Origin of the sequence: Staphylococcus parequorum, assembly GCF_039237145.1 — a bacterium.
GTDB lineage: Bacteria > Bacillota > Bacilli > Staphylococcales > Staphylococcaceae > Staphylococcus > Staphylococcus equorum_A.
On record NZ_CP150682.1, the window covers coordinates 1,779,404 to 1,794,392 of the forward strand.

Genomic DNA, 14,989 nt, shown 5'->3' on the forward strand with positions numbered 1-14,989 from the left:
TTAATATAATTAAATACTTTTATTTACAGAAACACAGGAGAGTGAAGATTATTCTAACTTATTCTGAAAAAGAAGCAATTGATGCGATAGATCATTTAATGAACACCTACTGCAAAGAATGCTTGCTTAAAAATCATATCAGAAAGACTGAAGGAAAAACACAGGCACATCACTTTTGTATAAATGAGTGTTCAATTGGAAAACAAATTAAACAAATAGGAAATGAATTACAATAAGGAGGATTTATCATGGAAATTTTAAATGTAGAAGCAACCCCAAATCCAAATACAATGAAATTTGTATATAGCGTAGAAGGTGGAGACACAAAACCCAACACGTATACTAAAGTAAAAGAAGGACAACCTGAATTTATTAATGCAGTATTAGAAGTAGAGGGTGTTAAATCTATATTCCAAGCTATGGATTTTATTTCAGTTGATAAACAAGCTAATGTTGAGTGGGATGATGTATTACCGAATATATTAGCTACGTTAGAAAGAATATAAATATAACAAGGAGGTTCCTTGATGGAAATTGTTCGTGTTGAACCTACACCAAGTCCAAATACAATGAAAATTGTCTTGAGTGAGAAAAGAGAAGATAATAAATCAAATACGTATACTGCAGTTGCAGAGGGACAGCCTCATTTTATTAATGATGTATTAGCAATAGAAGGCGTTAAGTCTATATTCTATGTCATGGACTTTTTAGCAGTGGACAAAAAGCCGAAATTTGATTGGGAAGATGTTTTACCTAACGTAACTGCAACGTTAAATGAAGACCAAGAAGAAATAAGTGAACCTTTGCCTGATGAACACTATGGAGAGGTTAAGGCTGAAGTATTAAAATTTAAGGGGATTCCTTATCAAATTAAACTTACTACAAGCTCTGAAGAAAAACGCAAACAATTACCAGAAATTTATATAGATAGCATGCTAGCTGCACAAAAAGATAATGATAATATTGTCTTTCTTCGCAAATGGGATGATTTAGGTGTGCGCTACGGTGAATTAGACGATATTATGTCTGAAGTATTTGAAGAAATTACTGCGATTTATCCTGAAGAACGCTTAAAAACACTTGTCCAAGAAGCATTAGCTACAGATATTGTTGTACCAGAAAAACAATATCAACACGTTACGCTTGAAGCTTATCAAGCTGCGGATGACTGGAAAGAAAGATTAAGAATGTTAAAATCCTTCCCAACACCAACTGTACAAGATTTCCCATTATTAGGTGAAGCAGTGAGCGATGAGCAAAAAATACCTTTGAGACGTGAAGCTATCGTACTACTTGGAATGGTGGAAGATAAGGCTGTATTACCTTATCTGTTTAAAGGTTTAAATGATAAAAGTCCTGCAGTAAGACGTACGGCAGGAGATTGTTTAAGCGATTTAGGTTTCAAACAAGCGCTACCCGAAATGGAAAAAGCATTGAATGACCCACAAAAAATTGTAAGATGGAGAGCGGCAATGTTTATCTTTGACGAAGGTGGCCCTGAACAACTTGAATCATTAAGAGCACATGCAGATGACCCTGCATACGAAGTAAAACTACAAATAGAGATGGCAATTTCTAGAATTGAAAATGGTGACGAAGCTTTAGGATCCGTTTGGAAACAAATTGCTAACAGAAACAAGTAATTACTGATAAAAATGAATTAAAAGATAAATTTTAGGAGTGTTATCAATGAATGCATATGATGCTTATATGAACGAATTATCTACACAAATGCGTAGTGAATTAACAGAACATGATTTTGAAAGTTTAGAATCTGCTGAAGCAGTTTCTAATTATATGAATAATGTCGCAGCAGATGACACAACTTTTGTAGTTATTAACTCTACATGTGGTTGCGCAGCTGGGTTAGCAAGACCTGCAGCAGTGACTGTAGTTGAACAAAACGATAAAAAACCTAGTAATAAAGTCACAGTGTTTGCAGGACAAGACAAGGAAGCTACTGAAGAAATGAGATCATTTATTCAGCAAGTACCGTCAAGTCCATCATTCGCTTTATTTGAAGGTCAAGAATTAAAACATTTTATTCCACGCGAACATATTGAAGGTAGAGATATTCAAGATATTTGTATGGATATCAAAGATGCTTTCGATGAATATTGCTAATTACTTAATTTAATATAATCTGTTATTTTATATTAAATGATAATAGTAATTGGACTTGGATAAATGTTTCTCTAAACCAACTTATCATATCTAACTTATTATTTAAGATATGGTAAGTTGGTTTTTTAAATTTAAAAATAATGCTACATTTTAAACGTTTTCAAAAAAATAATGTATACTTTATATAATGTGAATTGTTTTTTACACAATTAATAGTAAACTCTTTTAATTGTCAGTAATTTCCAATAAGATAAATATAAATAATAGAAAGGAGTGTGATTGTTATGCTTAATAGTTTTGACCAATCATATCACAATCTATGCGAAGAAATTTTAGACATCGGTAAACAAAAAAATGATCGCACAAATACAGGCACAATTTCAAAATTCGGACATCAATTAAGATTTGACCTCTCGAAAGGATTTCCTTTATTAACAACCAAAAAAGTATCCTTTAAATTAATTGCAACGGAATTATTGTGGTTTATCAAAGGTGATACGAACATTAAATATTTACTCCAATATAATAACAATATTTGGAATGAATGGGCGTTTGAGAATTATGTGAAATCATCAGATTATAAAGGGCCAGATATGACCGATTTTGGACATAGAGCACAAGCAGATGAATCTTTTAATAAACTATATAAGGAAAAAATGCAAAAGTTCAAACAACAGATTTTAAACGATGATGCATTTGCCCAAAAATTTGGTGACTTAGGCAATGTGTATGGTAAACAATGGCGCGACTGGGAAGATAAAAATGGTAACCATTTCGATCAACTTAAGACTGTTATAGAACAAATCAAAAACAATCCGAATTCTCGACGTCATATTGTCTCAGCTTGGAATCCAACTGAAATAGATACCATGGCATTGCCACCATGTCATACGATGTTTCAATTCTATGTACAAGAGGGTAAATTAAGTTGTCAACTTTATCAAAGAAGTGCAGATATATTTTTAGGTGTGCCATTTAATATTGCTAGTTATAGTTTATTAACGCATTTAATTGCGAAAGAATGTGGACTAGAGGTTGGAGAATTTGTGCATACATTTGGCGATGCCCACATTTACGCTAATCATATTGATGCTATAGAAACACAATTATCACGTGATGGTTTTGAACCACCTCAATTAAAAATCAACAGTGATGCTTCTATTTTTGATATCAATTACGAGGATTTGGAAATTATAGATTATAACTCTCATCCAGCAATAAAAGCACCGATAGCAGTGTAATCTACAAAACGATCAAAATTGATTAATATATGATAATTATTAAAAATTCAAAATAATATTTTACTATATTAGCAGTAGGGAGGAAAAATATGACACTATCAATACTTGTAGCGCATGACCAACAACGTGTTATCGGCGTAGATAACACATTGCCTTGGCATTTACCGAATGACCTTAAACACGTTAAAAAATTAAGTACTAACAATACCCTCGTTATGGGACGCGCAACATTCGACTCTATAGGAAAACCACTTCCTAACAGGCGAAACGTTGTATTAACTAGAAATAAAGCGTTTCAACATGAGGGCGTTGATGTAATTCATTCTATGGATGATATATTTGATTTACCTGGCCATGTTTTCGTATTTGGTGGTCAATCATTATTTGAAGCAATGATTGATAAAGTTGACGATATGTATATCACAGTAATTGAAGATAAATTTGATGGGGATACATTTTTCCCACCTTATACATTCGAAGATTGGGAAGTCGAATCATCAGTAAAAGGGGAATTAGATGACAAAAATACAATTCCTCATACTTTTTTACATTTAATTCGTAAGAAAAATTCATAGGAGGACATTATGATTAAAAAGAAAATTGTAACCGATTCAACTTCAGACTTATCAAATGACTATTTAGTTGAAAATGATATCCATGTTGTACCACTTAACTTAACAATAGATGGAAAATCATATGTAGACCAAGTCGATATCACTTCTGAAGCATATATACAAAGAATTCAGGATGATGCAGATGTTAAAACAAGTCAACCAGCGATTGGCAAATTCATTGAGATGTATGATGAATTAGGTGCTGATGGTTCTGAAATCATTAGTATTCATATCACTTCGGGATTAAGTGGTACTTATCAAACTGCACTGCAAGCCAGTCAAATTTCTGATAGCAATGTAACGGTTATAGACTCTAAATCAATTTCTTTTGGTTTAGGTTATCAAATTCAGCACGTTGTAGAATGGAATAATGAGGGTATTGCAACTGAAAAAATTATTGAAAAATTGAATGAATTACAAAAAAACATTAAACTTTATGTTGTTATTGGCCAACTTAATCAACTGATTAAAGGTGGGCGTATTAGTAAAACAAAAGGTTTAATTGGGAATATGATGAAAATTAAGCCGATTGGTACACTTGTTGATGGTAAACTTGAAATGTTACACAATTCACGTACGCAAAATGCAAGTGTTCAATTCTTAAAGAAAGAAATAAGTCACTTTATAGGTGATAGGAATATAAAATCTATTGGTATTGCTCATGCCAATGTCATTGAATTTGTAGATAAGGTTAAAAAGCAATTTTCTGAAGAATTTAATTTCCATCATTTCGATACAAATATAACAACACCTGTTATCTCAACACATGCTGGTCAAGGCGCCATCGGATTAATTGTTTTAAGATCTTAATATGATTTTGCTCCATATATGCTGTTACTATTAATAAGAAAATTTACAGTCCTTATATTATTTATAAACAATTTGATAGCATATCTCTTAAAATAATGGTAACTTTATGACAAAATAGATATAGGAGGTATATTATGGCTTATGCGACATTAGCTGGCGGTTGTTTCTGGTGTTTAGTTAAACCTTTTACTTCTTATCCAGGTATCGAAAATGTTGTTTCTGGTTATAGTGGTGGCCACTTGGATAATCCTACTTATGAAAGTGTAAGTACGAATCAAACTGGTCATGTAGAAGCAGTACAAATCACATATAACTCTGAAATCACTTCCTTCGAAAATATTTTAGATGTTTATTTCAAAACATTTGACCCAACTGATAATGGTGGCCAATTTTTTGATCGTGGTGAACACTACGAACCAGCCATTTTTTATCACAATGAAGAACAAAAGAAAGCTGCAGAAGCAAAAATACAGCAATTAAATGAACAGGCTATTTTTAATAATCCTGTAATTACACCCATCAAACCATATAAAAACTTTTATCCTGCTGAATCACAACATCAAGATTATTATAAAAAAAATCCATTGCATTATGAGCAATATCAACGTGGATCAGGACGTAAAGCATTTATAGAAAAACATTGGGGGGAACAAAATGATTAAAAAAAGCAAAGATAGTTTAAATGAAATGGAATACCTAGTTACACAAGAAAATGGAACAGAACCTCCATTCCAAAATGAGTACTGGAACCATTATGAAAAAGGTATTTATGTCGATAAAATTTCAGGAAAACCTTTATTCACCTCAGAAGAAAAATTTGAATCAGATTGTGGTTGGCCTAGTTTTTCTAAAGCTCTAGATGATGAAGAAGTTGTTGAACTTGTAGATAAAACTTTCGGCATGGTACGTACAGAAGTACGTTCAGATGATGCAAACAGTCATCTCGGTCATGTATTTAATGATGGACCGAAAGAAAGTGGCGGTTTAAGATATTGTATTAATTCCGCAGCAGTTCAATTTATTCCTTTCGAAAAGCTTGAAGAATTAGGCTATGAAGATTTAATATCACATTTTGAAAAATAAGGAGCGAACAAGATATGTTTAAAAAATTATTCGGCAAAGGTAAAGAAGTCAATAAGGATAGTGTTATTTATGCGCCAATTACAGGGGAATATGTAAAAATTGAAGATATTCCAGACCCAGTTTTCGCACAAAAAATGATGGGCGAAGGTTTTGGAGTAAACCCAACAGAAGGCGAAGTCGTATCACCAATCGACGGAAAAGTAGATAATGTATTTCCAACTAAACATGCTATAGGCTTAAAAGCTGATAATGGTTTAGAATTGCTCGTTCATATCGGTTTAGACACAGTTCAATTGGATGGCAAGGGATTTGAAGTTTTAGTTGAAAGTGGAGATACAGTAAGTGTTGGCGATCCATTATTACGTTTTGACTTAGATTATATTAAAGAAAATGCAAAATCTGTAATTTCACCAATCATTATCACAAATTCTGATAATACCTCATCTCTTAATGTTGCAGATGTAAATTCTATTACTAAAGGCGAGACAAAAATCGTTGATGTGACAATGAACTAATGAAAGATCATTCATTTTATCAATTTGTGCTAACGGCAAGAGGTCGTAAAAACGAAAAAGGTGAATTAGCAGAAGAAATTTTTGATGATTTATCTTTTCCAAGACAAGAGAAAGATTTTCATATTATATCTGATTATATAGAGACACAAGGCAATTATCCCATTTCAATGGCTGTGTTCGATGATTTATATGAAGAATATACAGAATGGCTAAAATTTTAAATCACTTAATGTTTGTGTATATAGATTCAAATATATTAAAATATTATAGTGTCATATAAGTAGCTGGGATTAATCGAATATGGTTCAATCCTAGCTTTTTTATTTTAGTTAAACTTTAATAGGAATTTTTACATATGTAGTAGGAAGTGATTAAATGTCAGATCATAAAGACATACATGAGGAAAACAGTAACGACAGTAATAACGATAATAATCACCAAAATAAATCTAAATTCTTAAATTTCAAACGCAGCCATTTCATTTTATTGATAATAGCTACTGTGATCATCACAGCACTCATTGCAGTATTTGCAACAATTGGCGTTAGTAATTGGAAAAGCGGACTAAATAGTGATCAACGAACAGAAATGCAAAAGGTGCAAAAAGTTTATAAAACTTTAAATAATGAATATTATAAAGAGACAGATTCAGAAAAATTATCTGAAGCTGCTATTGATGGAATGGTAAAAGAGTTAGATGATCCATATTCTGACTATATGACTAAAAAAGAAACGAAATCTTTTAATGAAGATGTTTCTGGAGATTTTGTAGGTATCGGCGCAGAAATGCAAAAGAAAGGCAATAAAATTGAAATCACAAGTCCAATGAAAGGTTCGCCAGCTGAAAAAGCAGGTATACAACCTAAAGATGTTGTGACTAAAGTTGATGGTAAATCTATCAAAGGACAACCATTGGAAGCGATTGTAAATAAAGTGCGCGGTAAAAAAGGAACGAATGTAACTCTAACAATTGAAAGAGCTAACCAGGCACACGATATCACGATTGAGCGTGATAAAATACACGTGAAAAGCGTTGAATATGAAAAACAAAATGACATAGGTGTCTTTACTATCAATAAATTCCAAGATAGCACTGCAGGTGAATTAAAATCTTCAATTATCAAAGCACATAAAGATGGCGTCCGTAAAATTGTTTTAGACTTACGTAATAACCCAGGTGGTTTATTAGATGAAGCGATTAAAATGGCTAATATATTTATAGATAAAGGTGAAACCGTTGTACAACTTCAAAAAGGCGATCATAAAGAAGAAATTACAGCTTCTAATGATGCTTTAAAAGAAGCTAAAGACATGGAAGTATCAATTCTTGTCAATAAAGGCTCTGCAAGTGCTTCTGAGGTATTTACAAGTGCTATGAAAGACTATGATAAGGCCAAGGTTTATGGTTCTAAAACATTTGGTAAGGGAATTGTTCAAACAACAAATGAGTTTGACGATGGATCATTATTAAAATTCACCAACATGAAATGGCTAACACCACATTCACATTACATTCATGGTAAGGGAATTAAACCGGATGTAAAAATTAATGAACCAGAATACCAAACATTAAATGTTATACCTAATGATAAAACATTTGAGTTGGGTGATAGCGATAAAAATGTTAAAACAATGAAGGTTGGATTATCTGCATTGGGTCATAAAGTAAATAATAATTCTAATGAATTTGATAATGCTTTGCAATCTGCTATTGAATCATTCCAAAAAGAAAATAATTTGGAAGTAAATGGCACATTCGACAAAAAAACAAATGAAAAATTCACCCAAGCGCTTGTCAACAAAGCAAATAAAGAGGATACTGTTTTACAAAATCTTCTTAAAAAATTAAATTAACTATAGAGAGGTACTATTTCTATGATTAGAATTGCTAACAAAAACGATTTATCAAGTGTTCTAAAAATTGTAAAAGAAGCTAAAGCAATCATGAAACAAGATAATAATAACCAATGGGATGAACAATATCCTTTGGAGCAGCATTTCAAAGAAGACATACAAAAAGAAACACTTTATGTACTTGAAGAAACTTCTATAATTTATGCTTTTATAGTTGTCGACCAACAACAATCAGAGTGGTATGATGAACTAGAATGGCCAATCGACAGAAGTGGTGCATATGTAATCCACAGACTTGCTGTTTCATCAGCATATAAAGGTGCTGCTACTCAATTATTTAACTTTGCTGTTAACCTTGCACTTGATGATAATATTCACGTTATAGTGACAGATACATTTGCATTAAACAAACGTGCACAAGGTCTGTTTAATAAATTGGGCTTTAATAAAGTAGGCGAGGCAGAAATTGATTACCCTCCTTTTGATAAAGGAGAACCCTTTTATGCCTATTATAAAAAATTAGAAGAATAGAGGTTACAATATGACGAAAATCGCATTTACTGGGGGAGGCACTGTTGGACATGTCTCAGTCAATTTAAGTTTAATACCCACTGCCTTGGAAGAAGGTTATGAAACCTTTTACATCGGTTCAAAAAAAGGAATTGAACGCGAGATGATAGAATCTCAATTACCTAAAATCAAATATCATTCAATTTCTAGTGGTAAATTAAGACGTTATATTTCTTGGGACAATATAAAAGACGTATTTAAAGTATTAAAAGGTGTATTAGATGCGAGAAAAGTATTAAAGAAAGAGAAACCTGATTTATTATTTTCAAAAGGTGGTTTTGTATCTGTGCCAGTAGTTATGGCTGCAAAATCTTTGAAGATTCCAACAATAATTCATGAATCAGATTTAACGCCTGGCTTAGCTAACAAGATTTCACTCAAATTTGCTAAGAAAATCTACACTACTTTTGAAGATACATTGCAGTATCTCCCTAAGGATAAAGCAGATTTCGTCGGCGCAACAGTACGTGAAGATTTGAAAACTGGAGATAAAAACCGAGGATATCAACTCACTAAATTTACTAATGATAAAAAAGTATTGCTCGTTATGGGTGGTAGTCTAGGTAGTAAAAAATTAAATGAAATCATACGACAAAATTTAGACGCACTGAATGAAAACTATCAAGTTGTACATTTAACTGGTAAGGGCTTGTTAGAAAAGCAATATTCAAATAAAGATGGTTATATTCAATTTGAATTCGTGAAAGATGATTTAACAGACCTTTTAGCAATTACTGATACGGTTATTAGTCGTGCTGGCTCAAATGCGATTTATGAATTTTTAGCACTTAGAATTCCTATGTTATTAATTCCACTTGGTTTAGATCAATCCCGTGGTGATCAAATTGATAACGCTAAGAATTTTGAATCTAAAGGTTTTGGTAAAACATTACCAGAGGATACGTTAACTGAAACACAATTAATCACACAGCTTAATGAAATTGAAGCTAAGCGTGAATCAATAGTTAAACAAATGCAAACATATAAAGAAAGCTATACGCGTCAAGATTTATTCAATAAAATTATTAATGACGCACTAAACTAATGGGAGGTCATATGCAATGAGTCGATGGAAACGAATTTCATTATTAATCATTTTCACTTTAATATTTGGCATCATTGCATTCTTTCATGAATCTAGATTAGGAAAATGGATTGATAATGAAGTATACGAATTTATATATTCTTCTGAAAGTTTTATTACGACTACTTTCTTCTTAGGCGTAACTAAGATTGGTGAAGTATGGGCAATGGTTTGTTTGTCACTACTACTAATTGCTTATTTAATGCTAAAACGATTAAATATTGAGGCTTTGTTTTTTGCTATCGCAATGAGTTTATCAGGGACTTTAAATCCTTTGCTAAAGAACCTCTTTGATAGAGAACGTCCAACATTATTAAGGCTCATTGATATTTCTGGGTTTAGCTTCCCAAGTGGTCATGCTATGGGCTCCGCCACATTCTTTGGCAGTACGATGTATATCGCTAATCGAGTGCTACAAGGTAAATCTAAAGCATTTATGATAGGATTATCTGCATTATTTATCATTTTAATATCATCATCTCGCGTATACCTAGGTGTTCACTATCCAACTGATATCATTGCTGGAATCATTGGTGGCGCCTTCTGTGTGGTACTACCAACGCTTATTTTAAGACATAAACTACAAGTTTAGTATTTATTGATAGTTTATCAACACTAAATCAACTAGATATATGTTACATCTAGTTGATTAGTCTGCCGAAAAGTCACTGATATGCTCCCTCCAAAGTAGACATTTAAAAAATGAAAACTTTGGAGGGAATTTTTATGTCTAAAACTTATAAAGTAAATACAGAAACTTTTCTTTTAGCTTTTAGAATGATGGAAAATGGTGTAAGTGCTTCAAGCGTTATAAAAGAACTGAATATAAATTTAAGTAAATCAATGTTAAATGAAAAATATAGCAATTTTAAAATCAATGGTATTAAATCTATAATGCCATCTTTAAAAAATAATACCTATTCTAAACATTTCAAAAGAAACGTTGTGGAGGAATATTTCAATACTGAATTATCAAGTTATGACTTAGCTTATAAGTATAATATTCCTAGTTCGGGTACTGTTAGATCTTGGATAAAACGTTATACTGAGGGTACAGAAAACAAAACATATTCCCCTAAATCCGAGGTGTATACAATGAAGGCTAGAAAAACAACTTTAAATGAACGTATTGAAATTGTTGAATATTATATCGCGAATGAAATGAACTATAAGGCAGCCGCCGAGAAATTCAATGTGACCTATGGTCAACTATATAACTGGGTAAAAAAATACAAAGAACATGGTAGTGATGGTCTAATTGATAGTCGTGGTAAGCATAAACCTAAATCAATTATGACGGATGAAGAAGTGTTGAAAGCTGAAATCAAAGCTTTGAAAGAGCGTAATAAATATTTACAAATGGAAAATGAAGTATTAAAAAAGGAGGAAATTATAGAAAGAGAGTTGATGAATTAAAAATCAGACAACAGGCATCGTACAAAACGATAGAAGCATTAAAATACAAATATCCAATCTTAAAATCATGTGAAATATTAGGAGTTTCCAGATCGGGTTATTATAAATGGCTTCATCGAACAGTAAGCAAATTAGAACAGGAAAACTTAGATTTAATGGATACTATTCAAACAATATACGATAAATATAAAGGGATTTATGGTTATCGTCGAATCTACATATACATTCGCCTCAAATTAGGAAAAACAGTTAATCATAAGCGTATTTATAGATTGATGAATAAAATGAATTTAAAAGCTACTATTCGTAAGAAGAAAAAGAGGTACATTAAAAGCAAACCTACGGTTACTGCAGAAAACATTTTAAATCGTCAGTTTAATGAATCACGTCCTAATACCAAGTGGCTGACAGATACTACTGAATTCAAAACCAAAACAGGACAAAAAGTTTATTTAAGTGCTATATACGATTTAGGTTCAAAGAAGATTATCAGTTATGAAATGAATACAACTAATAATAATGAGTATGTTTTCAACACGCTTAGAAAGGCAATTAACCAAGTTGATAATACCCAAGGTATTGTATTTCACAGTGATAGAGGCTTCCAATACACAAATAGCAGATTCAAGAAAATATTGGATGAAAACAAAATGATACAGAGTATGTCTCGTGTTAGTCGCTGTATAGATAACGGGCCGATGGAAGGTGTTTGGGGCATTATTAAAAGTGAGATTTATAAAGGAAATAAAAATTACACATTTGAAACTGTTAAATTAGCTAAAAAAGTTATAAGTGAATATATAAACTTTTTTAATAACGATCGAATTACATTAAAAATGGCTGACCGCATACCTAAAGGTATGAAGTCAGCCTAAAACAAATTTCAATTATTTAGTTGTCTACTTGACTGGGTGCAGTTCACACTGACTTTTCGGCAGTTTTTTATTTATGATTTTGAAAATATCTTGTTTGAATTTTGAATTGCAAAAAAAAAACAAGCCAAACGTCGATATTAACGTTTGGCTTGCCTCAATTTTGAGCAACTTGATATATAACGAATCTTGTTGCTTTTTGTGTCAAAATTTATTATAAAAACCGATTTTACAATGTAAAACCGGTTTTTATATTCACGTTGTCTCGCAACGTTAGTCTTTTACGGGCATATAAAAGGGGATATTTCTGAAAATGATCAATCCAATAAGATCGAAATTCGTGTGGGGGGGAATGTCTTATATTTGGAATTGATAATCATTTTCAATTACATTATACAATACTGAGAATTATTGTCAATTAGAATTAAAGAATTTTTATAGATTCTTATATTTATCAAGACTTAATAACCTTTAAAATGCAATACGAGGGAATATAATACGATTTACTTGTTTAAGTATACCTCGTATACAAACAACAAATATTATACAATTATTAGTAATAACTTCCTACATTGTGTATTATCATTTAAAATATAATTTGAGGTGCAACTTATGACAAAAATATTAATAGTAGAAGATGAACAAAATCTTGCTCGCTTTATAGAACTTGAACTTGAACACGAAAATTACACTGTAGATATAGAATACGATGGACGTCCTGGTTTAGAAAAAGCATTATCAAATAACTATGATCTTATACTTTTGGATTTGATGCTACCAAATATCAATGGCTTAGAAATCTGCCGTCAAATTCGTCAAAAGCAAACAACGCCAATTATTATTATTACTGCTAAAAGCGATACCTATGATAAAGTCGCAGGTTTAGATTATGGCGCTGATGATTATATTGTTAAACCATTTGATATAGAAGAATTACTAGCTAGAATACGTGCTATGCTACGTAGACAGCCACAAAAGAACGTCATTGATATCAAGGGTATCATTATAGACAAAGACGCTTTTAAGGTCACTGTAGAGGGCGAATCCTTAGATTTAACAAAAACAGAATATGACTTATTATATTTACTTGCTGTTAATAAAAATCATGTTTTGCAGAGAGAACAAATTATCACGGATGTTTGGGGATATGATACCGAGGTTGAAACAAATGTTGTTGATGTTTATATTCGTTATTTAAGAAACAAACTCAAACCATATGGTAAAGATAAATACATCGAAACCGTTCGTGGCGTTGGCTATGTGGTTAGACAATGAAGCAAAGAAAATTAAAAACAAAATGGATGATGATAACAACAACAATAACGTTTTCAACAATATTTATTTTTAGTTTGATTATTATATTCTTCTTAAGCAATAGTTTACGTCACAATGAATTTACTGAGGCAGAACGAAGTTCGTCAGATATTGTAAACCTTTTTGAAACTAAGCATATGAAAGATATCACACCTTTAGATTTAAATGCTTCTTTAGGCAACTTTCAAAAGGTAATACTTTATAGTGACAATGGTAACAAATTAATGGAGACTTCAAATGATAATACGATCAATTACACACCAAATTTTGCGGCTAAAGATGCGAATCAAGCTTCAATTAAAAATCATCATAATACGGAATACCTGACTATAACGCAACACATCGATTCTCAAAGTTTCAAAGGGTATAGTGTAATCGTCCATTCATTAGAAAGCTATAACACACTCGTAAATTCTTTATATTTTATTGCGCTTATTTTCGGCATCATTGCAACGTTTATCACTGCGATTATAAGTTACTTTTTCTCATCACAAATTACAAAGCCATTAATTTTGATGTCTAACAAAATGCAACAAATACGTAGAGACGGTTTCCAAGAAAAAGTAGAGTTAACTACAAACTATGAAGAAACAGATAATTTAATCGTTACTTTTAACGAAATGATGTTCCAATTAGAAGAATCTTTTAATCAACAAAGACAATTCGTGGAAGACGCTTCTCACGAATTACGTACGCCATTACAAATTATCCAAGGTCACTTAAATTTAATTCAACGTTGGGGAAAAAAAGATGCAGCAATACTTGAAGAATCTTTAGACATTTCCTTAGAAGAAATGATGAGAATTACAAAATTAGTAGAAGAGCTTCTCTTACTCACTAAAGATAATAATAATAGTCGAGATGGAGATATCGAAAATGTAGACATTAATCAGGAAATTACTTCTCGTATAAAATCTTTAAAACAATTACATCAGGACTATAAATTTGAATTTGAAGCTTATCCTAAACCACTTAATATTAAAATAAATCGTTACCAATTAGAACAAATATTAATTATCTTCATTGATAACGCTATGAAATATGATCAGCATAACAAACATATTCATATCCAAACCAATCTTAGAAACAAACAAATTTCTATTGAGATAACAGACCACGGTGTTGGTATTCCTAAAGAAGATATTGAATTTATTTTTGACCGTTTCTATAGAGTCGATAAATCACGTTCACGTAAATTAGGTGGCAATGGCCTCGGTCTATCTATTGCTAAAAAAATAATTGAATTGAATCATGGCACTATACAAGTTGAAAGTGAAATAGGTAAATATACTACTTTTAAAATTACTTTTTAACACGTGAAATCTAGCATTAAAAAAGTTTAAATTTAGCAAAACATACGTTACATTATTATATATATTACAAAAGTAACAGAATCTATTTAATTTAGATTCTGTTTTTTCATATAACTAGGCTATTGGTACTTTAATTTGCGCCTGTTTAATGCTATTATTGATTTGTAAGCGTTTCAACT

Annotated in this window: 18 protein-coding genes; all 18 read left to right on the forward strand. The window is 31.5% G+C overall.

Annotation, left to right across the window (positions count from 1 at the left end; translation table 11 throughout):
- Nucleotides 1-41: 41 nt before the first annotated feature.
- The 18 genes from AAA453_RS08640 to AAA453_RS08725 all read left to right on the forward strand — a co-directional run bounded on the left by AAA453_RS08640 (nt 42) and on the right by AAA453_RS08725 (nt 14,810).
- Nucleotides 42-236, forward strand: coding sequence for a zinc-finger domain-containing protein (locus AAA453_RS08640; RefSeq protein WP_046465342.1), 195 nt, complete (start codon nt 42-44; stop codon nt 234-236).
- 12 nt (nt 237-248) lie between these two features.
- A complete protein-coding gene (locus tag AAA453_RS08645; protein ID WP_002507599.1) occupies nt 249-506 on the forward strand; it encodes a NifU N-terminal domain-containing protein in 258 nt (85 codons plus the stop codon).
- A gap of 21 nt (nt 507-527) precedes the next feature.
- On the forward strand, nt 528-1,643 hold the full coding sequence (locus AAA453_RS08650) for a conserved virulence factor C family protein (RefSeq protein WP_427704432.1): 1,116 nt from the start codon (nt 528-530) through the stop codon (nt 1,641-1,643).
- Nucleotides 1,644-1,689: 46 nt separating this feature from the next.
- The gene (brxA, locus tag AAA453_RS08655; protein ID WP_046465340.1) at nt 1,690-2,124 is read left to right on the forward strand and encodes a bacilliredoxin BrxA; all 435 of its coding nucleotides are present in this window, start codon (nt 1,690-1,692) and stop codon (nt 2,122-2,124) included.
- 284 nt (nt 2,125-2,408) lie between these two features.
- Nucleotides 2,409-3,365, forward strand: a complete 957-nt coding sequence (locus AAA453_RS08660; protein WP_427704434.1) for a thymidylate synthase — start codon at nt 2,409-2,411, stop codon at nt 3,363-3,365.
- Between the two features lie 89 nt (nt 3,366-3,454).
- On the forward strand, nt 3,455-3,940 hold the full coding sequence (locus AAA453_RS08665; RefSeq protein WP_069815623.1) for a dihydrofolate reductase: 486 nt from the start codon (nt 3,455-3,457) through the stop codon (nt 3,938-3,940).
- Between the two features lie 9 nt (nt 3,941-3,949).
- A complete protein-coding gene (locus AAA453_RS08670; protein ID WP_427704436.1) occupies nt 3,950-4,789 on the forward strand; it encodes a DegV family protein in 840 nt (279 codons plus the stop codon).
- Between the two features lie 134 nt (nt 4,790-4,923).
- Entirely contained in the window at nt 4,924-5,451 is a 528-nt protein-coding gene (gene msrA, locus AAA453_RS08675; protein ID WP_002507605.1) for a peptide-methionine (S)-S-oxide reductase MsrA, read from the forward strand.
- The gene (gene msrB / locus AAA453_RS08680; protein ID WP_046465336.1) at nt 5,444-5,872 is read left to right on the forward strand and encodes a peptide-methionine (R)-S-oxide reductase MsrB; all 429 of its coding nucleotides are present in this window, start codon (nt 5,444-5,446) and stop codon (nt 5,870-5,872) included. Before msrA ends, msrB begins: the two co-directional genes overlap by 8 nt.
- A 14-nt stretch (nt 5,873-5,886) precedes the next feature.
- Nucleotides 5,887-6,387 (forward strand): PTS sugar transporter subunit IIA, encoded by a 501-nt coding sequence (locus AAA453_RS08685; RefSeq protein WP_046465335.1) that lies wholly within the window; start codon nt 5,887-5,889, stop codon nt 6,385-6,387.
- A complete protein-coding gene (locus tag AAA453_RS08690) occupies nt 6,387-6,608 on the forward strand; it encodes a YozE family protein (protein ID WP_046465334.1) in 222 nt (73 codons plus the stop codon). The genes AAA453_RS08685 and AAA453_RS08690 overlap by 1 nt, the downstream gene beginning before the upstream one ends.
- Nucleotides 6,609-6,762: 154 nt before the next feature.
- The gene (locus AAA453_RS08695; RefSeq protein WP_427704437.1) at nt 6,763-8,241 is read left to right on the forward strand and encodes a S41 family peptidase; all 1,479 of its coding nucleotides are present in this window, start codon (nt 6,763-6,765) and stop codon (nt 8,239-8,241) included.
- Between the two features lie 21 nt (nt 8,242-8,262).
- Nucleotides 8,263-8,772, forward strand: a complete 510-nt coding sequence (locus AAA453_RS08700) for a GNAT family N-acetyltransferase (protein ID WP_427704438.1) — start codon at nt 8,263-8,265, stop codon at nt 8,770-8,772.
- Nucleotides 8,773-8,782: 10 nt separating this feature from the next.
- Nucleotides 8,783-9,856 (forward strand): undecaprenyldiphospho-muramoylpentapeptide beta-N-acetylglucosaminyltransferase, encoded by a 1,074-nt coding sequence (locus AAA453_RS08705; RefSeq protein ID WP_427704440.1) that lies wholly within the window; start codon nt 8,783-8,785, stop codon nt 9,854-9,856.
- 16 nt (nt 9,857-9,872) lie between these two features.
- Nucleotides 9,873-10,487 carry a phosphatase PAP2 family protein gene (locus AAA453_RS08710; RefSeq protein ID WP_285323160.1) on the forward strand — a complete coding sequence of 205 codons (615 nt, stop codon included), beginning with the start codon at nt 9,873-9,875 and terminating at the stop codon, nt 10,485-10,487.
- Nucleotides 10,488-10,597: 110 nt separating this feature from the next.
- Nucleotides 10,598-12,186, forward strand: a protein-coding gene (locus tag AAA453_RS08715) for an IS3 family transposase (protein ID WP_427704441.1) whose coding sequence is annotated in 2 segments (ribosomal slippage) — nt 10,598-11,299 and nt 11,302-12,186 — 1,587 coding nt in all. Because the reading frame shifts where the segments join, the coding sequence is not laid out codon by codon here.
- Nucleotides 12,187-12,795: 609 nt separating this feature from the next.
- Nucleotides 12,796-13,458: a response regulator transcription factor gene (locus tag AAA453_RS08720; protein WP_069815636.1), complete on the forward strand. Its 663-nt coding sequence runs from the start codon at nt 12,796-12,798 to the stop codon at nt 13,456-13,458.
- Nucleotides 13,455-14,810, forward strand: a complete 1,356-nt coding sequence (locus tag AAA453_RS08725) for a HAMP domain-containing sensor histidine kinase (RefSeq protein WP_285323936.1) — start codon at nt 13,455-13,457, stop codon at nt 14,808-14,810. Before AAA453_RS08720 ends, AAA453_RS08725 begins: the two co-directional genes overlap by 4 nt.
- Nucleotides 14,811-14,989: the final 179 nt, after the last annotated feature.

Bases quoted from the DNA above. Each gene is read 5' to 3' on its own strand.
- msrA (WP_002507605.1), top strand. From the start codon at position 4,924: ATGGCTTATGCGACATTAGCTGGCGGTTGTTTCTGGTGTTTAGTTAAA.
- AAA453_RS08725 (WP_285323936.1), top strand. From the start codon at position 13,455: ATGAAGCAAAGAAAATTAAAAACAAAATGGATGATGATAACAACAACA.
- AAA453_RS08710 (WP_285323160.1), top strand. From the start codon at position 9,873: ATGAGTCGATGGAAACGAATTTCATTATTAATCATTTTCACTTTAATA.
- msrB (WP_046465336.1), top strand. From the start codon at position 5,444: ATGATTAAAAAAAGCAAAGATAGTTTAAATGAAATGGAATACCTAGTT.
- AAA453_RS08685 (WP_046465335.1), top strand. From the start codon at position 5,887: ATGTTTAAAAAATTATTCGGCAAAGGTAAAGAAGTCAATAAGGATAGT.
- AAA453_RS08650 (WP_427704432.1), top strand. From the start codon at position 528: ATGGAAATTGTTCGTGTTGAACCTACACCAAGTCCAAATACAATGAAA.
- AAA453_RS08645 (WP_002507599.1), top strand. From the start codon at position 249: ATGGAAATTTTAAATGTAGAAGCAACCCCAAATCCAAATACAATGAAA.
- AAA453_RS08720 (WP_069815636.1), top strand. From the start codon at position 12,796: ATGACAAAAATATTAATAGTAGAAGATGAACAAAATCTTGCTCGCTTT.
- AAA453_RS08665 (WP_069815623.1), top strand. From the start codon at position 3,455: ATGACACTATCAATACTTGTAGCGCATGACCAACAACGTGTTATCGGC.
- AAA453_RS08660 (WP_427704434.1), top strand. From the start codon at position 2,409: ATGCTTAATAGTTTTGACCAATCATATCACAATCTATGCGAAGAAATT.
- AAA453_RS08705 (WP_427704440.1), top strand. From the start codon at position 8,783: ATGACGAAAATCGCATTTACTGGGGGAGGCACTGTTGGACATGTCTCA.
- AAA453_RS08690 (WP_046465334.1), top strand. From the start codon at position 6,387: ATGAAAGATCATTCATTTTATCAATTTGTGCTAACGGCAAGAGGTCGT.
- brxA (WP_046465340.1), top strand. From the start codon at position 1,690: ATGAATGCATATGATGCTTATATGAACGAATTATCTACACAAATGCGT.
- AAA453_RS08695 (WP_427704437.1), top strand. From the start codon at position 6,763: ATGTCAGATCATAAAGACATACATGAGGAAAACAGTAACGACAGTAAT.
- AAA453_RS08700 (WP_427704438.1), top strand. From the start codon at position 8,263: ATGATTAGAATTGCTAACAAAAACGATTTATCAAGTGTTCTAAAAATT.
- AAA453_RS08670 (WP_427704436.1), top strand. From the start codon at position 3,950: ATGATTAAAAAGAAAATTGTAACCGATTCAACTTCAGACTTATCAAAT.